We start from the raw sequence: 18,645 nt of genomic DNA on the forward strand, positions 1-18,645 counted from the left end.
CTTAATCAAAATATTAAGTAATGCCCCTTGCCTTCGAAAACACTGTGACTTCCCAGACCTGAAAAAATCGCTACGACTTATGACGGCCTCACGCGGATCACCTAGCTAACGCGCTCACCTTGGGCAAGCGCTGATCAATCACGCGATACAAAGCACTATCAGCCGGCCAGTTGCGCATAAACCGCGCACGGTCCTTGGCAAACGCCGGCGCGAAGCTGCTCAGCGAGCCATGCTGACACATCGAATCCAGATCAATCAGCACCCAACGCCCTCCCTGCCAGAACAGGTTGCGCCCCTTGAAGTCGCCATGGCTGATCCGCTCGCGAATCAGTTCGCCAAACAGGCGCTCCAGGGCCAGCAGTTCAGGCTCGGGCACCTCGCCGCTGTCCACGTAAGGGGCCAGGTGCTCGATCAGGTCGGGCCCGGACAGGTGCTCGGTGACCAGATAAGCCCGGCCGCGCAGCCAGAAAAAGCGTCGTTCCAGAAGCGCCAGGGGCTTGGGTGTGGCAATCCCCAGGAATGTCAGGCGGTTGCCTTCGCTCCAGGCGTGCCAGGCGCGGCTGGGCCTCCAGAAGCGCCTGAGCCAGTGGGCAAAACCCTTGATGTTGTAGCGTTTGATCACCAGCGCTCGACCTGCAGCATCAACCCCGGCCACCGTGGCCGAGGCGCCGGCTTTGTACATTTGGCCCTGGTCGATAAGCCTATCGACGTTTGCCAGCACCGGCAGCAGGGTGGCTTCTTCTTCACGCCGGATCGCCCGCAGCCCAAAGGCCCCGCGCACTACGCTGAACAAGGTGCACTCACGGCCGATCTTGCCCATGAAGTCTTTCAGGCGCCATGCGCGCACTTTGCGCACCTGTTTTTGCAAGGCTTCCAGAGGCAACGCGTGCTCGCCGTTGCTTAACAGGTAGTGCACCAGTAATTCTTCGGTAAACGGTTCGAGGTCGCTCGGTAACTGGGCAAAAAACACCCCGAGGTTTTCCAGCACCCGGTTGCGTGACAGGGGTTTACCCGCCTGCTCGACGCAGATGCCCCCCCCGTCGATCAAATACAGCTTGTCAGCCTGACGCATCAGGTTGTCCAGGTGCAGATCTTCCTGCCACAAACCCTTGGCGTGCATCTGGGCAATCGCACCCAGCGCTTGGGCCAGTACCGCCTGTTGCTCATCGGCCAAGAGCGGCAAGGCTTCGACTGCCGCCCAGGCGTCGGCCAGGCTTTGGGCCCCTTCCAGAAACTCGAACAGCAGCCAGCCACCCTCGCCGTCTTGCAGGCCGTCGGCGAGCAACAGCGGGGTAGTGAGGCCTTGCTCGGCGAGCAGGCGCACGCCCTGGAGTTCGCGCTGGAAATGTCGCGCGGCGTTGCTACCCACCAGCAACTTGGCCAGCACCGGCCGGCCGCGCCAGATGGCCGCGCCCACATAACGCTGGCCGGGCAACACCCGCAACAGGCTCAGCAGCTGCAACTGCCCAGGGCCCGCTGCATCCGCCAACTCAATACTCAACGGCAGCGCGGGGGTGCGCCCGGCGTTTTTGAGTTCAGACAGCCGCATCAGCGGGCCTCCTTGTGACTGCGGCGCCCCGCCAGGTAAGTTGCCCAGGTATCCACCAGCGAACTGTCGACCGGCTGGTCGAGGTAAGCCGCCAGAAATTGCCGCACCTGCTCTGCGGTCCATGCCCCGGCACGGCGCAGCAGCGGCTCCAGATCCTTGACCCGATCACGCCGGCCCAGCAACAGCGGCCGGGTTTTTTCCAGGTCGATCAACTGCGCCGCGTAACCGTCGCCGGTGGCCTGCAGGAAGATGTGCTTGGGGTAAAAACAGCCATGCACCTGGCCGACACCATGGAGCTTGCGCGCCAATTGGCCGCAGGCCACGAGGATTGCGTGGTGCTGGGCTTCGCTCAGGGCCGGCCACTGCTCCAGGAGTGAATCCAGGTCATTCCAGCCATCCAGCGCGCGGGTCAGCAGCAAGGCGCGGTATTCGCCGGCAACTTTGCGCTCGCCATAAAAGGCGGCCTGCAAGGCTGGGATCGCCTTCTGCCGATAGCGGCTGATATTGCGAAACTCGCGGGCAAAGGTTGGCTCGCCAAACGGCCGATGCAGGGTGCGCGTCAGGTAGTTGCTCTGGCGCTTGAGGTAGAAGCCACGGCCCTCCAGCTCCAGGCGGAACACACTGCTCCAGCCGCCGCGACTGGTGTTGGGCTCGTCCACTGCATCCAGTTGCCTGGCCCATAGGGCATCGAAGTCAGCCAGGCCATTGCGCTCCAGCAAGGCCCGGTCTTCAGTTGCCAGGAAGTCATTCATTCGCGTCCCTCGAAAAACTTCAGCACATGGCGGATCCGCTGTTTATCCGATGTGTTCAGGTGCTTGCGCCGACGATATTGCATGTAGAAGCGTAGGCGCTGGGTGGCCGACAAGTGGTATTTGGCGACCTTGTCCAGGCACGCCAAGTCCTTGGTGATCCGGTATTTGAGCCAGAAGCCGCGCCAGAAGTCGCCGTTGGGGCAGTCGATCAGGTACAGGGTCTGCTGGTCGTCGATCAACAGGTTGCGCCACTTCAAATCGTTGTGGGTAAACCGGTGGTCGTGCATGGTCCGGGTGTATTCGGCGAGCTGGCGGCTGACCTTGTCGACCCACACCGGGTCGGACAATTGCGGGTCCTTGCGTTCGGCCAGGGCCGCCAGGTCTTCAGTGCGCGGTAACTCGCGGGTGATCATCGCCCCACGGTCATAGGCCAGGCCCTTGCGCTCCAAGCCCCAGGCCACCACTTCGGCCGTGGGGATGCCCCACTTGGCGAAGCGCTTGAGGTTCTGCCATTCGGACTTGACCCGTGGCTTGCCCAGGTAACGCCGCAAGCCTTTGCCGGCGCCGGTGTAGCGCTTGACGTAGTAGTTGACCCCGCCGCGCTCCACGCGAATCACTTCGGACAGTGGGTCTCGGGTCAGCCGCTCGCCTTGCAGGGCGAACACCGCGTCGAGGCTACCAAAATCGTCCACAAGCTCCGAGTAAGCAGGTTCCAGGTTCCAACCCGCCATCAGAGCGCGCCTCCGTAGCGAATTTTACGGTCATAGAGTTTGCTGGCCTTGCGCTCCAGCCACTGTAGCAACGCGCCTTCCTCGGCCAGGATCTGGCGCAGGGGCTGCTGGAAGTAGCCCTTGAGGAAGCGCAATTTGTCGCGGCGGGTCAGGCCGATATCCAGGATCGAAAAATACAGGGCCGCCAGGTCCTTGTTGCGCCAGCGCTGACTGATGCGCGGCCGCACCTGGGCGCGGTGCAGGTCGATCACCGACAGCTTGAAGTCATCGACCGTCACCGGCTTGTCGGTGTGCAGCAGGAAGTGGCAGATGTAGCAGTCACGATGGTTGACGCCGGCGCGATGCATCATCCCGGTCATGCGCGCCACTTCGGCAATCAGCGCGCGCTTGAGACGCGGCTCGGGCGGCTGCTTGAGCCAGTCCATGCTCAAGTCTTCCAGGCTGATGGTCGGCGCCAGCTCTTGGGTGACAATAAAGGAATGCTGGTCGGCCGGGTTGGCGCCACGTTCGCCGTAGGCCACGGCGGTCATGGTCGGGACGCCCACTTCGTGCAGGCGCTGGATCGCCTGCCACTCCTGTCCGGCGCCCAGCACCGGCAATTTGGCGGTGAACAGGTTCTTGAAGATTTCACCCCAGCCGATGCCACGGTGGATTTTCACAAAGTAGCCGCGCCCATCCACCTCGGTGCGCAAGGTGCGACGGGCTTCCAGTTCACGGTAAACCTCACCCTCCAACAGCTCGACTTCGGCGAACGCATCGCGCCCGGCCCAAAGGCTCTTGAACGGTTCGGCAAGAATCAACTTCATCAGTGTTGCTCCGCCAGAATTACATCCGCAGCGTGCTGCGGCATGCTATAGAGGTCGGCCGTCTCGGCGAAGGCCAGACCATTGCGGCTCCAGGCCGCACGTTGCTGCTGATCACTGAGCATCCCGGCCAGGTACTGGTTGAGCTGGGCCTGCTCGAAAGGCTCGTCCAGCACACGCCCGCAATCGGCCTCGCTGATGTAATGGGCATAACCACACACCGCCGTGACCAATACCGGCAACCCGGCCACCAGGGCTTCGAGCAGCACGGTCCCGGTGTTTTCGTTGTACGCCGGGTGAATCAACAGGTCGGCGCCCAGCAAAAAACGCGGGATATCGCTGCGCCCCTTGAGGAACTGCACATTGTCGCCCAGGCCAAGGGTAGCACTCTGCAATTGGAATACTTTGGGGTCGTCCTGGCCAATTACAAACAGACGGGTGCGCTTTTTCAGGTCTGGCGGCAGTGCGGCCAGTGCCTTGAGGCTGCGATCCACGCCCTTGGTCTTGAAACCCGAGCCGATCTGCACCAGCAGCAAGTCATCGTGCGCAAGGTTGAATTCGGCGCGAAAGCCTGCGCGGATCTCGGCCGCATTCGGCGGCGCCCGACGGTCCTGGGCGATACCCGGCGGCAGCAGGTGGAAGCGCGCCAGCGGCGTGTCGTAGTGCTTGATAAACAGCGGCTGCTGGACCTCGGAGATCATCAGCACTTGGGTCTTGGCGTCCTTGGCAAACACCGCGCGCTCGTACTCGGCAAAGTGCCGGTAGCGGCCGAAGCTGCGATACAGCGAGTGCCGCAGGTTTTGCGCCTTGTCTTCAAAACAGCCGTCTGCCGCGTAGTACACATCCAGGCCGGGCATTTTGTTGAAGCCGATCAAGCGGTCCACCGGGCGCTTGGCCAGGTCGGCCTGCATCCAGGCGGTCAACTTCTCGTTGCGCCGATGGTTGAAGAACGCCTTGACCGGCGCCACCAGCACTTCAAAACCTTGGGGCACGTCGCCTTCCCAGATCAGGGTGTAGACACGGATCTGGTGGCCGCGCTGCTGGCACTCCAGGGCGATGCGCATGAAATCGCGCTGCAAGCCACCAAAGGGGAAATATTTGTACAGTACAAATGCCAGTTGCATTAGTGCAGCTCCTCAGCCAATAACAACGTGCTCAGTCGGCTGGCCACACGCTCAGGGTTCAGGCGAGTGAAGCACAACGGCCACTCGCGCTTGAGATCAAACCGGCGCTGGTCTTCGGCGGTCGGTTGGTAGGTGCATTTCTTTTGCAGGCAGGGCGCGCAGGGGAAATCGCTGCCCAGATGGATCTGCGCCTTGCCGTAGGCACCGGTCAGGCCCGGATTGGTCGGGCCGAACAGGGAAATTGTCGGCACATCCAGCGCGGCGGCCAGGTGCCCGAGGCCGGTATCCACCGCCACACAGGCCCTGGCGCCGGCCAGTACCCGCGCCACACCGGCCAGGTTCAGCTTGGGCAGCACCTCGGCGTTGGCCAGGCCTTGGGCCAGGCGCTCGGCGCGGGCTTTTTCGGCGGCATTGCCCCATGGCAACTTCACGTCCACCCCCAGGCTGCCCATGCGTTCGGCCAGGTCGCGCCAATAGGCTTCGGGCCAGTGCTTCGTGTCCCAGGTGGTGCCGTGCAGCAGCAGCACAAAGGGCTTCTTCGGCGGCAGGCCGAGCAGTTTTTCGGTGCTCAGGCCGTAATCCCCCAGGCCTTTGGGCAGGTCATAGCCCAGGGCCACGGCGAACAACTGGCGCAGGCGCTCCACCGCATGCTGCCCACGCGCAACCGCCAGGCGCCGGGAATAGAAGCGCGCGGCGATGGGTTCGCGGGCTGAATGTTGGTCAAAGCCCGCCACCGGCGCCCGCACATAGCGGGTCAGCCAGGCGCTTTTCAGCAGGCCCTGGGCGTCGATCACCAGGTCGTACTTGGTCGATTGGACCTGCTTCTTGAAGCGGCGCCACTCGCCACTCTTGAAGGTCTGCCAGAGGTTCTTGCGCCAGCGGCGAATCGCCACTGGGATCACCTTGTCCACCGCCGGATGCCAGGTGGGGATTTCGGCGAAGCCTTCTTCCACCACCCAGTCGAAACGAATCCCCGGGATCGCCCGGGCCGCGTCGGTCAATGCCGGCAAGGCGTGGATCACATCGCCCAGGGATGAGGTCTTGATTACCAGTACCCGCAACTCAGTGAACCTCGACCACGTTGCCCTGCAAGCGCTGCAAGGCTTGGGCTACCGAGTCGGGCAGCAACTGGCGCAGGCAGTTGTAGTGGCCGAAACGGCAGGTGCGGTCAAAGCACGGGCTGCACTCCAGGCCCAGGCGCACCACCTCGACCTTGTCGGCCAACGGCGGCGTGAAGCCTGGCGAGGTGGAACCGTACACCGCCACCAGCGGGCGGTTCAGCGCGGCGGCCACGTGCATCAGGCCAGAGTCGTTGGACACCACCGAGTCGGCGCAGGACAGCAGGTCGATCGCCTCGGCCAGGGACGTATCGCCACTGAGGTTGACCGCTTCTTCGCGCAGGCCGGGGATCAGGCGCTGGCGGATGTCCTCGCCCACCGAATGATCGTTTTTCGAGCCAAACAGCCAGACTTGCCAGCCTTCGCGGATTTTCAGCTCGGCAACCTTCGCATAATGCTCCGACGGCCAGCGCTTGGACTCACCAAACTCGGCGCCTGGGCACAGTGCCAGCACCGGGCGGTCGAGGCTCAGGCCGAACTTGGCCAGGGCTGCATCGCGGGTGACCGGGTCGATTTGCAGGCTCGGCCGTGGATACGGTGTCGGCAGCTCGGCATTGGCCGCATAGGCCAGGGCCATGAAGCGCTCGATCATCAGCGGGTAGCGGGCCTTGTCGAGCTTGCGCACGTCGTTGAGCAGGCCATAACGGAACTCGCCGCGCCAGCCGGTACGCTTGGGGATGCCGGCGAAGAACGGCACCAGGGCCGACTTCATCGAGTTGGGCAGCAGGATCGCCTGGTCGTACTGGCCGGCCAGGGACTTGCCGATCCGCCGCCGGGTCGCCAGTTCCAGCGCGCCATGGCCGAGCGGGAAGCTCAAGGCCTGCCGTACTTCGGGCATGCGCTCCAGGATCGGCCGGCTCCACTCGGGGGCGAGCACGTCGATTTGGCAGTCGGGATGACGCTGTTTCAGGCACTGGAACAGTGTCTGCGCCATCACCATGTCACCGACCCAACTGGGCCCAACGATCAGAATATTCATGTAGTTTCCACAAACGATTCGGGGAGGCTCATGCCTCCCCGCCTCGATAATTACTGTAGGTCACGGTGTGTGGGGGAGCGTGCTTGCCCGCGATAGCATCACCGCGTGCTGTCAGCCAGACCGCAGCGCCTGCATCGCGGGCAAGCCCGCTCCCACATAAAGCCGGTCTCCACATTCAATTGGGGTCGCTGTAGTGTTTTAGCTTAACCCCAGTTCTTGCCAGATCCGTTTCACCTGGCGCCGTTCGTCAGCAAACTGATCCCCGGCAACCACCCCCGCCTCGTTCTGCAAGGCCTGGCGATGAGCCGCCGAGCGGTAGGCCTTATACACCTCACGCAACAGGTGGGCATCGGCGGCGGGCATCAGCCCGACCTGCTCCAAGCCTTCCAGGATGCGGATATTGTCGGTGTAGCGCAGTAATGATGGATGCTGCGCAGACCACGCCAAAGCGGCGTATTGCACCATAAATTCAATATCGACGATACCTCCGGCGTCCTGCTTGAGATCGAACAGCGCCGTGGGCTCGAAGGCGTTCGCCGCCGTGCCGGCCCCGGTCGACTTGGTGCCCAGGTTATCGCGCATCTTGGCACGCATCTCGCTGACCTCCTGGCGCAGCTTCGCCAGGTCCTGCGTGCGGCCCAATACCTGCGCACGCACGCCTTCAAACGCGCGGCCCACGTCCTGGCTGCCGACCAGCACCCGCGCCCGCACCAGGGCTTGATGTTCCCAGGTCCAGGCCTCGTTTTCCTGATAACGGGCAAAAGCCCCCAGGGAGCTGACCAGCAGCCCGGATGCGCCAGAAGGTCGCAGGCGCATGTCCACTTCGTACAATTGCCCGGAGTTGGTCTGGGTGGTCAGCAGGTGAATGATGCGCTGGCCCAGGCGAGTAAAGAACTGCGCGCCATCGATCGGCTTGTCGCCGTCGGTTTCGGCCTGCGGGTCACCGTCGTGGATAAACACCAGGTCCAGGTCCGAGCCATGCCCCAGCTCGATCCCGCCGACCTTGCCATAGCCGACAATAATGAATCCGGGGTCGCACAGGGTGCCGTCCAGGCGTTGCGGCGTGCCGTGGCGCGCCACGGTCTGGCGCCAGGCCAGGGCCAGCACCTGCTCCAGAATGGCCTCGGCGAGCCAGGTCAGGTAATCGCTGACCTTCATCAGCGGCAGGCTGCCGGCGATTTCCGAAGCGGCGACACGCAGGCGGTGCGCCAACTTGAAGTGGCGCAGGGCTTCCATCTGCTGCTCAAGGTCATCTTCGGGGATACGCGTGAGGCGCTCGCGCAGTTCGGCGGCCAGTTCCGGCGCCAAGGGCGGCTTGAACAGGCGGCCTTCGTTGAGCAGTTCGTCCAGCAGCAGCGGGAAGCGGGTGATCTGCTCGGCAATCCACGGGCTGGCCGCGCACAGGGTCAACAGCCGACGCAGGGCGTCAGGGTTTTCCGTCAACAGCACCAGATACGCAGAACGCCGCGCGACAGCTTCTACCAGCGGCAGTACGCGCTCCAGCACCAGGTCCGGGTTGGCGTGTTCGACGGCCTGGGCCAGCAGGCGCGGGATAAACGCATCCAGGCGCTCACGTCCCAGGCGCTGCATCGCCCGCAGTTGCGGGCTGCCGCGCAGGCTGGCCAGGGCTTTCAGGGCCTTGGGCGCATCGGCAAAGCCGCCTTCGGCCAATTGGCGACAGGCGGCCTCCTCATTTTGGGATTCTTCCCACAAGGGCAGCCACTCGCCGCCGACCACCAATTCGCTTTCCACCCCCTCCTCTTCGTCCGGATCAGCGATCACCTGGCGGAAATGCCAATCCACCCGGCCACGCCAGTACATCAACTGCCCGTGGAACGCGGTCCAGTCGGCAAAGCCCAGCATGAACGCGATCCGCGCCTGGTCTTCATCACTGTGGGGCAACATCTGGGTCTGGCGGTCGGCGATGGCCTGGATCGCATGTTCGGTGTAGCGCAGGAACTCATAGCCGCTGCGCAACTCGGCAATCACCGCCGGCGGCAGGTAGCCCTGGCCTTCCAGGGTGCCCAGCACCTTCAGCAAAGGCCGCTGTTGCAGGCTCAGGTCGCGGCCGCCGTGAATCAGCTGGAACGCCTGGGCGATAAATTCCACCTCACGGATGCCGCCCGCGCCCAGCTTGATGTTGTCGGCCATGCCCTTGCGCCGCACTTCCTGCTGGATCAACTGCTTCATGGTGCGCAGCGCTTCGATCGCAGAAAAGTCCAGGTAGCGTCGATAGACGAACGGGCGCAACAGGTCGAGCAATTGCGCGCCGGCCACCTGGTCGCCGGCCACCACCCGCGCCTTGATCATCGCGTAGCGTTCCCAGTCGCGGCCCTGATCCTGGTAGTACTGCTCCAAGGCATTGAAACTCAGCACCAGCGCCCCGGCGGAACCGTAGGGCCGCAGGCGCATGTCGACCCGGAACACAAAGCCGTCGACGGTCATCGGGTCCAGGGCCTTGATCAATTTCTGGCCCAGGCGGATGAAGAATTCCTGGTTGTCCAGGGCACGCTTGGCCCCCACGGTCTCGCCGCCCTCGGGGTAGGCAAAGATCAAGTCGATGTCCGACGACAGGTTCAACTCCACCGCGCCCAGCTTGCCCATGCCGAGGATGACCATCTGCTGCGGCTCGCCGCTACGCCCGCCGGTGGGCGTGCCGAATTGCGCGCAGTGGCGCTGGTACAGCCACTGGTAAGCCTGGTCGATGCTGGCGTCGGCCATGTCCGACAGGTCGCGGCAGGTCTGCACCAGGTCCGCCTGTCGGGTCAGGTCGCGCCAGATGATGCGCACTTGCTGGCGGGTGCGCTGGCGGCGCAGCACGCGACCCAGTTCGTCTTCTGTTTGCGCCTGTTGCACGGCTGCGGCAATCTGCCCACACAGCTCATCGGGCGCAAAGCCCCGATCCAGCTCGCCCCAGGCCACCAGCTCAAGCAACATCAAAGGGTCACGAACACTCTGTTCAATCACAAAGTCACTGGCGGCGCACACCCGGGCGAAGTCGGCCCAACGTTGCGGCGTCCACGCAGACAGGCCATGATCGGCATCCAGCATGGCCACCGCGTCACGAAATGACTGCTCGGCCCGGCTGGCAAATGGCAACAGAATGGCTGGGAGTTCAACCAGCATTGGAAGGCTCATGGTCTATCCTTGATCGGCGCGTAAATGACTTGTAGCTGTGAACGCAAGAACCACGCTCGATGAAGGACTGTCGAACAAAGGTTAGAAATAGCTGAAAATTCTTTAATTTTGGCAGGCAACATTAAACTTCTACCTTTTCTTGTTCGCAAAAGATCAACAATAACGATTATGCTCACCAGCCAGACCGAGCCATACGCTCAGTCTTGTGTAGTTTTACTACTCGTATATACATTCGAAAGGCTGAAATGGCCGACGATTTGTAGTAAAACTACAGGACGCCGAAGCAACCTTCGGCCATCCAAGAATTTATGTCGTCTGCCCACAAGGCCAGTCGCAAACTTCAGGCAACCGATTCTGGTAGCCTTTCCGCCCTGGAGCAAGCCATGCAAGACCTCGATCCCGTCGAAACCCAGGAATGGCTGGACGCCCTGGAATCGGTTCTCGACAAAGAAGGCGAAGACCGTGCGCATTACCTGATGACCCGTATGGGCGAACTCGCGACCCGCAGCGGCTCGCAACTGCCCTACGCCATCACCACGCCATACCGCAACACCATCCCCGTTACCCACGAAGCACGCATGCCTGGCGACCTGTTCATGGAACGCCGCATTCGCTCGCTGGTACGCTGGAACGCGATGGCGATGGTTATGCGCACGAACTTGAAAGATTCTGACCTGGGCGGTCACATCTCCAGCTTCGCTTCCAGCGCAACCCTGTATGACATCGGCTTCAACTACTTCTTCCAGGCCCCGACCGAAGAACACGGCGGCGACCTGATCTACTTCCAGGGCCACACCTCGCCAGGCGTCTACGCCCGTGCGTTCATGGAAGGTCGCATCACCGAAGACCAGATGAACAACTTCCGCCAGGAAGTCGACGGTGGCGGCCTGTCGTCGTACCCGCACCCTTGGCTGATGCCTGATTTCTGGCAGTTCCCGACTGTATCCATGGGCCTGGGCCCGATCCAGGCGATCTACCAGGCACGCTTCATGAAGTACCTGGAAGCCCGTGGCTTCATCCCCGAAGGCAAGCAGAAAGTCTGGTGCTTCCTGGGCGACGGCGAGTGCGACGAGCCAGAATCCCTGGGTGCCATCTCCCTGGCTGGCCGCGAGAAGCTGGACAACCTGATCTTCGTCATCAACTGCAACCTGCAGCGCCTCGACGGCCCGGTTCGCGGCAACGGCAAGATCATCCAGGAACTCGAAGGCGTGTTCCGCGGTGCCCAATGGAACGTGACCAAAGTCATCTGGGGCCGTTTCTGGGACCCACTGCTGGCCAAGGACGTCGACGGCATCCTGCAACGCCGCATGGACGAAGTCATCGACGGCGAGTACCAGAACTACAAGGCCAAAGACGGCGCGTTCGTACGTGAACACTTCTTCAACACGCCTGAACTCAAGGCGATGGTTGCCGACCTGTCCGACGACGAGATCTGGAAACTCAACCGTGGCGGCCACGACCCGTACAAGGTCTACGCGGCATACCACGAAGCGGTCAACCACAAAGAACAACCGACCGTCATCCTGGCCAAGACCATCAAGGGTTATGGCACTGGTGCCGGCGAAGCGAAGAACACTGCGCACAACACCAAGAAAGTCGACGTCGACAGCCTGAAGTTGTTCCGCGACCGCTTCGACATCCCGGTCAAGGACGAAGAGCTGGAGAACCTGCCGTTCTTCAAGCCCGAGCCAAACAGCGCCGAAGCCCGCTACCTCAGCGAGCGTCGCACTGCACTGGGCGGTTTCGTGCCACAGCGCCGCGCCCAGAGCTTCAGCGTACCGACGCCACCACTCGATACCCTCAAGGCTATCCTGGACGGCTCGGGCGACCGTGAAATCTCCACCACCATGGCTTTCGTGCGGATCCTCGCGCAGTTGGTCAAGGACAAGGAAATCGGCCCGCGCATCGTCCCGATCATCCCGGACGAAGCCCGTACCTTCGGTATGGAAGGCATGTTCCGCCAGTTGGGCATCTACTCCTCCGTCGGCCAGCTCTACGAGCCAGTCGATAAAGACCAGGTGATGTTCTACAAGGAAGACAAGAAGGGCCAGATCCTCGAAGAAGGTATCAACGAAGCGGGCGCCATGAGCTCCTTCATCGCTGCCGGTACTTCGTACTCCAGCCACAACCAGCCGATGCTGCCGTTCTACATCTTCTACTCGATGTTCGGCTTCCAGCGTATTGGCGACCTGGCCTGGGCAGCAGGCGACAGCCGTACCCGTGGCTTCCTGATCGGCGGTACTGCCGGGCGGACCACGCTGAACGGCGAAGGCCTGCAACACGAAGACGGTCACAGCCACATCCTGGCTGCCACCATCCCGAACTGCCGCACCTTTGATCCAACCTACGGCTACGAGCTGGCGGTGATCATCCAGGACGGCATGAAGAAGATGACCGAAGAGCAGCAGGACGTTTTCTACTACATCACCGTGATGAACGAGTCCTACCAGCAACCAGCCATGCCGGCCGGTGTTGAAGAAGGCATCATCAAGGGCATGTACCTGCTCGAAGAAGACACCAAGGAAGCGGCACACCACGTACAGCTGATGGGCTCCGGCACCATCCTGCGCGAAGTGCGTGAAGCGGCGAAGATCCTGCGTGAAGAGTTCAACGTCGGTGCTGACGTATGGAGCGTTACCAGCTTCAACGAACTGCGTCGCGACGGCCTGGCCGTGGAACGCAGCAACCGCCTACACCCAGGCCAGAAGCCTGCGCGCAGCTACGTCGAAGAGTGCCTGACCGGCCGTAAAGGTCCAGTCATCGCCTCTACCGACTACATGAAACTGTTTGCTGAACAAATTCGCCAGTGGGTCCCGTCCAAGGAATTCAAAGTCCTGGGCACCGACGGTTTCGGCCGCAGTGACAGCCGCAAGAAGCTGCGTCACTTCTTCGAGGTCGACCGTCACTTCGTGGTGTTGGCAGCCCTGGAAGCCTTGGCTGACCGTGGTGAAATCGAACCCAAGGTGGTAGCAGACGCTATCGTCAAGTTCGGGATCAACCCGGAAAAACGCAACCCACTGGACTGCTGAGGAGATTTTTTGTGAGCGAACTCATTCGCGTACCTGACATCGGCAGCGGTGAAGGTGAAGTAATCGAGCTGTTTGTAAAGGTCGGCGACACCGTCGAAGCCGACCAGAGCATCCTGACCCTGGAGTCGGACAAGGCGAGCATGGAAATCCCTGCTCCCAAGGCTGGCGTGGTCAAGAGCCTGAAAGTGAAGCTGGGCGACCGCCTGAAAGAAGGCGACGAACTGCTGGAGCTGGAAATCGAAGGTGCCGCTGATGCGGCCCCGGCGGCGGCGCCTGCTGCCGCTGCTGCACCGGTGCAGGCTGAAAAGCCAGCGGCGGCTGCCGAGGCCCCTGCGGCCCCGGCCGCTGCACCGGCGGCGGCGACTGTCCAGGACATTCACGTCCCGGACATCGGTTCGTCGGGCAAGGCCAAGATCATCGAGCTGCTGGTCAAGGTCGGCGACACTGTCGAAGCCGACCAGTCGCTGATCACCCTGGAGTCCGACAAGGCCTCCATGGAAATCCCATCGCCGGCTGCCGGCGTCGTGGAAAGCATCGCGGTCAAGCTCGAAGACGAAGTCGGCACTGGCGACTTCATCCTCAAGCTGAAAGTACAAGGCGCTGCGCCTGCTGCTGCCCCGGCGCCGGCCGCTGCTCCTGCTGCCAAGGCTGAAGCTGCACCGGCTGCCGCCGCCCCGGCTCCTGCGGCAAAAGCCGAGGCCGCACCGGCCCCGGCGGCTGCCCCAGCGCCAAGTGGTGCCAAGGCTCACGCCGGCCCTGCCGTGCGTCAACTGGCCCGTGAGTTCGGCGTCGAGCTGAGCGCTGTCAGCCCTACCGGCCCACACGGTCGTGTGCTCAAGGAAGACGTGCAGGTCTACGTCAAATCCATGATGCAGAAGGCCAAGGAAGCTCCGGCTGCCGGCGCTGCTACCGGTGGCTCGGGCATTCCGCCGATCCGCACCGTAGACTTCAGCCGCTTCGGCGAAATCGAAGAAGTGCCGATGACGCGCCTGATGCAAATCGGCGCTGCCGGTCTGCACGCCAGTTGGCTGAACATTCCGCACGTGACCCAGTTCGACCAGGCCGACATTACCGACCTGGAAGCTTTCCGCGTTGCGCAGAAAGCCGTGGCCGAAAAGGCCGGCGTGAAACTGACCGTGCTGCCACTGCTGCTCAAGGCCTGCGCGCACCTGCTCAAGGAACTGCCGGACTTCAACAGTTCGCTGGCACCAAGCGGCAAGGCGATCATTCGCAAGAAATACGTGCACATCGGCTTCGCGGTCGACACCCCGGATGGCCTGCTGGTACCGGTCATCAAGAACGTCGACCAGAAGAGCCTGCTGCAACTGGCTGGCGAAGCGGCTGCACTGGCTGCCAAGGCCCGCGACAAGAAGCTGACTCCGGACGACATGCAAGGCGCCTGCTTCACCATCTCCAGCCTCGGGCACATTGGCGGTACTGGCTTCACGCCAATCGTCAACGCGCCGGAAGTAGCGATCCTTGGTGTTTCCAAGGCCACCATCCAGCCTGTGTGGGACGGCAAGGCCTTCCAGCCGAAGCTGATGCTGCCACTGTCGCTGTCCTACGATCACCGTGTGATCAATGGCGCGGCCGCTGCACGCTTCACCCAGCGCCTGAGCCAGTTGCTCAACGACATCCGCACCATCCTGCTGTAAGCCGCAGCAGCCTCCCCTTCACCGGGGAGGCTGGTTGCAACGATTTCCGAGCGCCACGCTCGTACCTCAACCCCGCCAATTTGGCGGGGCTTTTTTTGCCTGTGGTTTGCAGGAGCCGGCTCCTACAGGGAATCGACAGACCATCTATCAGGCCGACTGTAGAAAACCGCCCTGCGGCCGATAACCCACTTATAGCACTTAGCCTTCATCCTCTCTTGTCAGTCCGCGCTGCATGATGCAACCTTGCCGCAGACAGCAGCAAAGAGGGCGATAGCCCGGCGCGATGCGCATTTTTCCAAGCGAGTTCCCCCATGAAAAGCCAACCCGATGTCGCCCGAACGGCGGCCGAGGTCGTGACGCAATTACCGGTGCCTTCGCGCCTCGGTATGCTGCGTTTCGAGCGGCTGAATGAGGCTAGCTGGGCGCTGCTGTACCTCGACCCCAATTGTGAACGCCAATTCGGCTTGCCCGCAGTAGAGCTGTGCTCGCTGATCGGCTCGCCCTACGCCAGCCTGATGGAACCCCAGGCGCGCTATCAGTTGCACGACACGATCCAGCAGCAACTGACCACCAGCCCCCATTACCTGGTGCGCTACACCCTGCACACCAACGACGGCCCGCTGAGCCTGCTGGAGGTCGGCGAGGCCTACAAGCAACACAATCGCCACCTGCTGCGCGGCTACCTGATGGTGGTGGACGGTTTATTCAGCAACCTGGCGCCGCTGCCCGCCGCCGACCTGGAAGACCAGAACAGCCGCCTGCAGATCGCCCTGGAGCTCAACCAGCGCGCCCAACAGGAGCAGTTGCAGCACCTGGAGCGGGTGCGCGCCCAGCAGGAACTGATCCTGCTGCTGGCCCGCCAGCGCTACAGCACCAACAACTCCCTGCAAGAAGCCGCCGAACTGATCACCCGCAGTGCCTGTGACATCTACCAGATCGACTGCGCCAGCATCTGGAACCTCGAAGGCCAGCAGTTGGTGCCGATCTCTGCGTTTCATCGCGCCGACCAGCAACACCATATGCCGGCGCCGATTGATGCCAGTGGCTTCCCGGACTACCTCGAAGCCCTGCAGAGCAGCCGCGCCATCGATGCCGGCAATGCGATGCGCGACCCGCGCACCCGGGACATGGTCGAAAGCCTGCGGCCCATGGACATCCACGCCATGCTCGACGCCAGCATCCGCGTCGATGGCCAGGTGGTGGGCGTACTGTGCCTGGAACAAAGCGCTGGCACCCGGGACTGGCTGTCCGATGAAATCGCCTTTGCCGGCGAATTGGCCGACCAGTTCGCCCAGGTCATCAACAACCATAACCGGCGCACCGCCACCAGCGCCCTGCACCTGTTCCAGCGCGCCGTGGAGCAAAGTGCCAATGCCTTCCTGCTGGTCAATTGCGACGGCGTGGTGGAGTACGTCAACCCCAGTTTCACCGCGATCACCCAGTACAGCACCGAGGAAGTCCACGGCCATCGCCTGGCCCAGTTGCCGGCCCTGGAAAACCTCAGCGAACTGCTGTTCGACGCACCCTCCAGCCTTGCCAAGAGCAACAGTTGGCAGGGCGAGTTCAAGAGCCGGCGCAAAAACCTCGAACCGTACTGGGGCCAGCTGTCGATCTCCAAGGTGTATGGCGACAACCGCGAACTGACCCACTACATCGGCATCTACGAAGACATCACCCAGACCAAGCTGGCCCAGCAGCGTATCGAGCGTCTGGCCTACACCGACAACCTGACCAACCTGGGTAACCGCCCGGCGTTTATCCGCAACCTCGACGAACGCTTCGCCCGCGACAGCGACGCGCCCATCAGCCTGCTGCTGGTGGATATCGACAACTTCAAGCGGATCAACGACAGCCTCGGCCACCAGACCGGCGACAAGCTGCTGATCAGCCTGGCCCGACGCCTGCGCAACAGCCTCAATGCCGGCGGCAGCCTGGCACGCTTTGCCAGTAACGAATTTGCGGTGCTGCTCGACAACGCCGACCTTGAGGCCGGCCAGCAAATGGCCTGCCAGTTGCTGATGACCCTCGACAAACCGATGTTCGTCGACAACCAGTTGATCAGCGTCACCGGCTCCGTGGGCCTGGCCTGCGCGCCGCTGCATGGCCGCGACCCGCAGACCCTGATGCGCAACGCCGGCCTGGCGCTGCACAAGGCCAAGGCCAACGGCAAGCACCAGGTGCAGGTGTTTACCGAGGCCCTGAATGCCGAGGCCAGTTACAAACTGTTCGTCGAAAACAACCTGCGCCGCGCCCTGACCCAGAACGAGCTGGACGTGTTCTACCAGCCCAAGCTGTGCCTGCGCAGCGGGCGCCTGCTGGGCATGGAGGCGCTGCTGCGCTGGAACCACCCGGAAAAGGGCATGATCCGCCCGGACCAGTTCATCAGCGTCGCCGAAGAGACCGGCCTGATCATCCCCATCGGCAAATGGATCGCGCGCCAGGCCTGCCGCATGAGCAAGCACTTGAGCGCCGCCGGCCTGGGCAACCTGCAGGTGGCGATCAACCTGTCGCCCAAGCAGTTTTCCGACCCGGACCTGGTGGCCTCCATCGCCAGCATCCTCAAGGAAGAACAGCTGCCGGCCAACCTGCTGGAGCTGGAGCTGACCGAGGGCCTGCTGCTGGAAGCCACCGAAGACACGCGCCTGCAACTGGACCAGTTGAAGAGCTTTGGCCTGACCCTGGCCATGGATGATTTCGGCACCGGTTACTCGTCCCTCAGTTACCTGAAGAAATTCCCCATCGACATCATCAAGATCGACCGCAGCTTTATCCATGAGATCCCGGACAACCAGGACGACATGGAAATCACCTCGGCAGTGATCGCCATGGCGCACAACCTCAAGCTCAAGGTGGTCGCCGAAGGCATCGAGACCGCCGAACAACTGGCGTTCCTGCGCCGCCATCGGTGCGACGTCGGCCAGGGCTACCTGTTCGACCGGCCAATTCCCGGCTCCGAGTTGCTAGAGAAGCTCAAACGCTATCCGCGCGGGCCAATCGCCTGACAGCGCTGTAACACTCGGGCACACTGGTGGTCTGAACTGTTAACTCAACCTGACGAGAGGACTGATCATGGTCTTGCGCTCGGAAATCCTGGTGAATAAAAACGTGCTGCCTACTGCCGAACAAGCCTTGCCTGGTCGTGAAACCCCGATGAACCTGCCCGAGACGCACTTCGTCAACGGTAACCCGCTGCTGGGCCCGTTTATGGACGATGTGGGCTTTGCGATCTTTGGCCTCGGTTGTTTCTGGGGCGCCGAGCGCAAGTTCTGGCAGCGCGACGGCGTGGTCAGCACGGTGGTCGGCTACGCCGGCGGCTTCACGCCAAACCCGACCTATGAAGAAGTCTGCTCGGGCCTGACCGGCCATAGCGAAGTGGTGCTGGTGGTGTATGACCAGGCCAAGCTCAAGTACGAAGACCTGTTGAAGATGTTCTGGGAACTGCACAACCCGACCCAGGGCATGCGCCAGGGCAATGATATCGGCAGCCAGTATCGCTCGGTGATCTATGCCACCACGCCTGAGCAACTGGACGCGGCGCAGGCCAGTGCACAGGCTTATCAGGAAGAACTGACCAAGGCTGGCCTGGGCGAGATCACCACGCAAATCGACCAGGCGCCAACGGTGTACTTCGCCGAGGCCTACCACCAGCAGTACCTGGCGAAGAACCCGCAGGGTTACTGCGGGATCGGCGGTACTGGCGTGACCTGCCCGATCTGACCTCAAAAGCATCGCGGGCAAGCCCGCTCCCACATGGGATCGCATAACCA

Annotated in this window: 12 protein-coding genes; 4 read left to right on the plus strand and 8 right to left on the minus strand. The window is 62.4% G+C overall.

What is annotated here, in order from left to right; genetic code table 11:
• Nucleotides 1-97 precede the first annotated feature (97 nt).
• From AC19YY_RS10220 to glnE, 8 genes are all read right to left on the minus strand, one after another.
• Nucleotides 98-1,549: a lipopolysaccharide kinase InaA family protein gene (locus tag AC19YY_RS10220; RefSeq protein WP_500604136.1), complete on the minus strand. Its 1,452-nt coding sequence runs from the start codon at nt 1,547-1,549 to the stop codon at nt 98-100.
• Complete coding sequence (locus AC19YY_RS10225) at nt 1,549-2,301, minus strand: lipopolysaccharide kinase InaA family protein (RefSeq protein ID WP_169952293.1); 753 nt, start codon at nt 2,299-2,301, stop codon at nt 1,549-1,551. The genes AC19YY_RS10220 and AC19YY_RS10225 overlap by 1 nt, the downstream gene beginning before the upstream one ends.
• Complete coding sequence (locus tag AC19YY_RS10230; protein ID WP_169952295.1) at nt 2,298-3,032, minus strand: lipopolysaccharide kinase InaA family protein; 735 nt, start codon at nt 3,030-3,032, stop codon at nt 2,298-2,300. Before AC19YY_RS10230 ends, AC19YY_RS10225 begins: the two co-directional genes overlap by 4 nt.
• The gene (gene rfaP / locus AC19YY_RS10235) at nt 3,032-3,838 is read right to left on the minus strand and encodes a lipopolysaccharide core heptose(I) kinase RfaP (RefSeq protein WP_500604137.1); all 807 of its coding nucleotides are present in this window, start codon (nt 3,836-3,838) and stop codon (nt 3,032-3,034) included. Before rfaP ends, AC19YY_RS10230 begins: the two co-directional genes overlap by 1 nt.
• A complete protein-coding gene (locus AC19YY_RS10240; RefSeq protein WP_170042417.1) occupies nt 3,838-4,959 on the minus strand; it encodes a glycosyltransferase family 4 protein in 1,122 nt (373 codons plus the stop codon). Before AC19YY_RS10240 ends, rfaP begins: the two co-directional genes overlap by 1 nt.
• Complete coding sequence (gene waaC / locus AC19YY_RS10245) at nt 4,959-6,020, minus strand: lipopolysaccharide heptosyltransferase I (protein ID WP_170042415.1); 1,062 nt, start codon at nt 6,018-6,020, stop codon at nt 4,959-4,961. The genes AC19YY_RS10240 and waaC overlap by 1 nt, the downstream gene beginning before the upstream one ends.
• Before the next feature lies 1 nt (nt 6,021).
• Entirely contained in the window at nt 6,022-7,056 is a 1,035-nt protein-coding gene (gene waaF, locus AC19YY_RS10250) for a lipopolysaccharide heptosyltransferase II (protein ID WP_169952302.1), read from the minus strand.
• A gap of 198 nt (nt 7,057-7,254) precedes the next feature.
• A complete protein-coding gene (gene glnE, locus AC19YY_RS10255) occupies nt 7,255-10,194 on the minus strand; it encodes a bifunctional [glutamate--ammonia ligase]-adenylyl-L-tyrosine phosphorylase/[glutamate--ammonia-ligase] adenylyltransferase (RefSeq protein ID WP_500604138.1) in 2,940 nt (979 codons plus the stop codon).
• Nucleotides 10,195-10,577: 383 nt separating this feature from the next.
• Here glnE and aceE point away from each other — a divergent pair, with 383 nt between their 5' ends.
• The 4 genes from aceE to msrA all read left to right on the plus strand — a co-directional run bounded on the left by aceE (nt 10,578) and on the right by msrA (nt 18,595).
• Nucleotides 10,578-13,223 carry a pyruvate dehydrogenase (acetyl-transferring), homodimeric type gene (gene aceE, locus AC19YY_RS10260; protein WP_169952306.1) on the plus strand — a complete coding sequence of 882 codons (2,646 nt, stop codon included), beginning with the start codon at nt 10,578-10,580 and terminating at the stop codon, nt 13,221-13,223.
• A gap of 11 nt (nt 13,224-13,234) precedes the next feature.
• Nucleotides 13,235-14,878, plus strand: a complete 1,644-nt coding sequence (gene aceF / locus AC19YY_RS10265) for a dihydrolipoyllysine-residue acetyltransferase (RefSeq protein WP_170058109.1) — start codon at nt 13,235-13,237, stop codon at nt 14,876-14,878.
• A 311-nt stretch (nt 14,879-15,189) separates the two neighbouring features.
• A complete protein-coding gene (locus AC19YY_RS10270; protein ID WP_500604139.1) occupies nt 15,190-17,880 on the plus strand; it encodes a putative bifunctional diguanylate cyclase/phosphodiesterase in 2,691 nt (896 codons plus the stop codon).
• 67 nt (nt 17,881-17,947) lie between these two features.
• Nucleotides 17,948-18,595 carry a peptide-methionine (S)-S-oxide reductase MsrA gene (gene msrA, locus AC19YY_RS10275; protein ID WP_169952312.1) on the plus strand — a complete coding sequence of 216 codons (648 nt, stop codon included), beginning with the start codon at nt 17,948-17,950 and terminating at the stop codon, nt 18,593-18,595.
• Nucleotides 18,596-18,645 lie beyond the last annotated feature (50 nt).

It is taken from the genome of Pseudomonas sp. MF09156, assembly GCF_059862305.1.

Excerpts from the sequence above, each read along its gene's own strand:
- AC19YY_RS10220 (WP_500604136.1), bottom strand. The coding sequence starts at position 1,549 with ATGCGGCTGTCTGAACTCAAAAACGCCGGGCGCACCCCCGCGCTGCCG.
- AC19YY_RS10225 (WP_169952293.1), bottom strand. The coding sequence starts at position 2,301 with ATGAATGACTTCCTGGCAACTGAAGACCGGGCCTTGCTGGAGCGCAAT.
- AC19YY_RS10230 (WP_169952295.1), bottom strand. The coding sequence starts at position 3,032 with ATGGCGGGTTGGAACCTGGAACCTGCTTACTCGGAGCTTGTGGACGAT.
- rfaP (WP_500604137.1), bottom strand. The coding sequence starts at position 3,838 with ATGAAGTTGATTCTTGCCGAACCGTTCAAGAGCCTTTGGGCCGGGCGC.
- AC19YY_RS10240 (WP_170042417.1), bottom strand. The coding sequence starts at position 4,959 with ATGCAACTGGCATTTGTACTGTACAAATATTTCCCCTTTGGTGGCTTG.
- waaF (WP_169952302.1), bottom strand. The coding sequence starts at position 7,056 with ATGAATATTCTGATCGTTGGGCCCAGTTGGGTCGGTGACATGGTGATG.
- glnE (WP_500604138.1), bottom strand. The coding sequence starts at position 10,194 with ATGAGCCTTCCAATGCTGGTTGAACTCCCAGCCATTCTGTTGCCATTT.
- aceE (WP_169952306.1), top strand. The coding sequence starts at position 10,578 with ATGCAAGACCTCGATCCCGTCGAAACCCAGGAATGGCTGGACGCCCTG.
- AC19YY_RS10270 (WP_500604139.1), top strand. The coding sequence starts at position 15,190 with ATGAAAAGCCAACCCGATGTCGCCCGAACGGCGGCCGAGGTCGTGACG.
- msrA (WP_169952312.1), top strand. The coding sequence starts at position 17,948 with ATGGTCTTGCGCTCGGAAATCCTGGTGAATAAAAACGTGCTGCCTACT.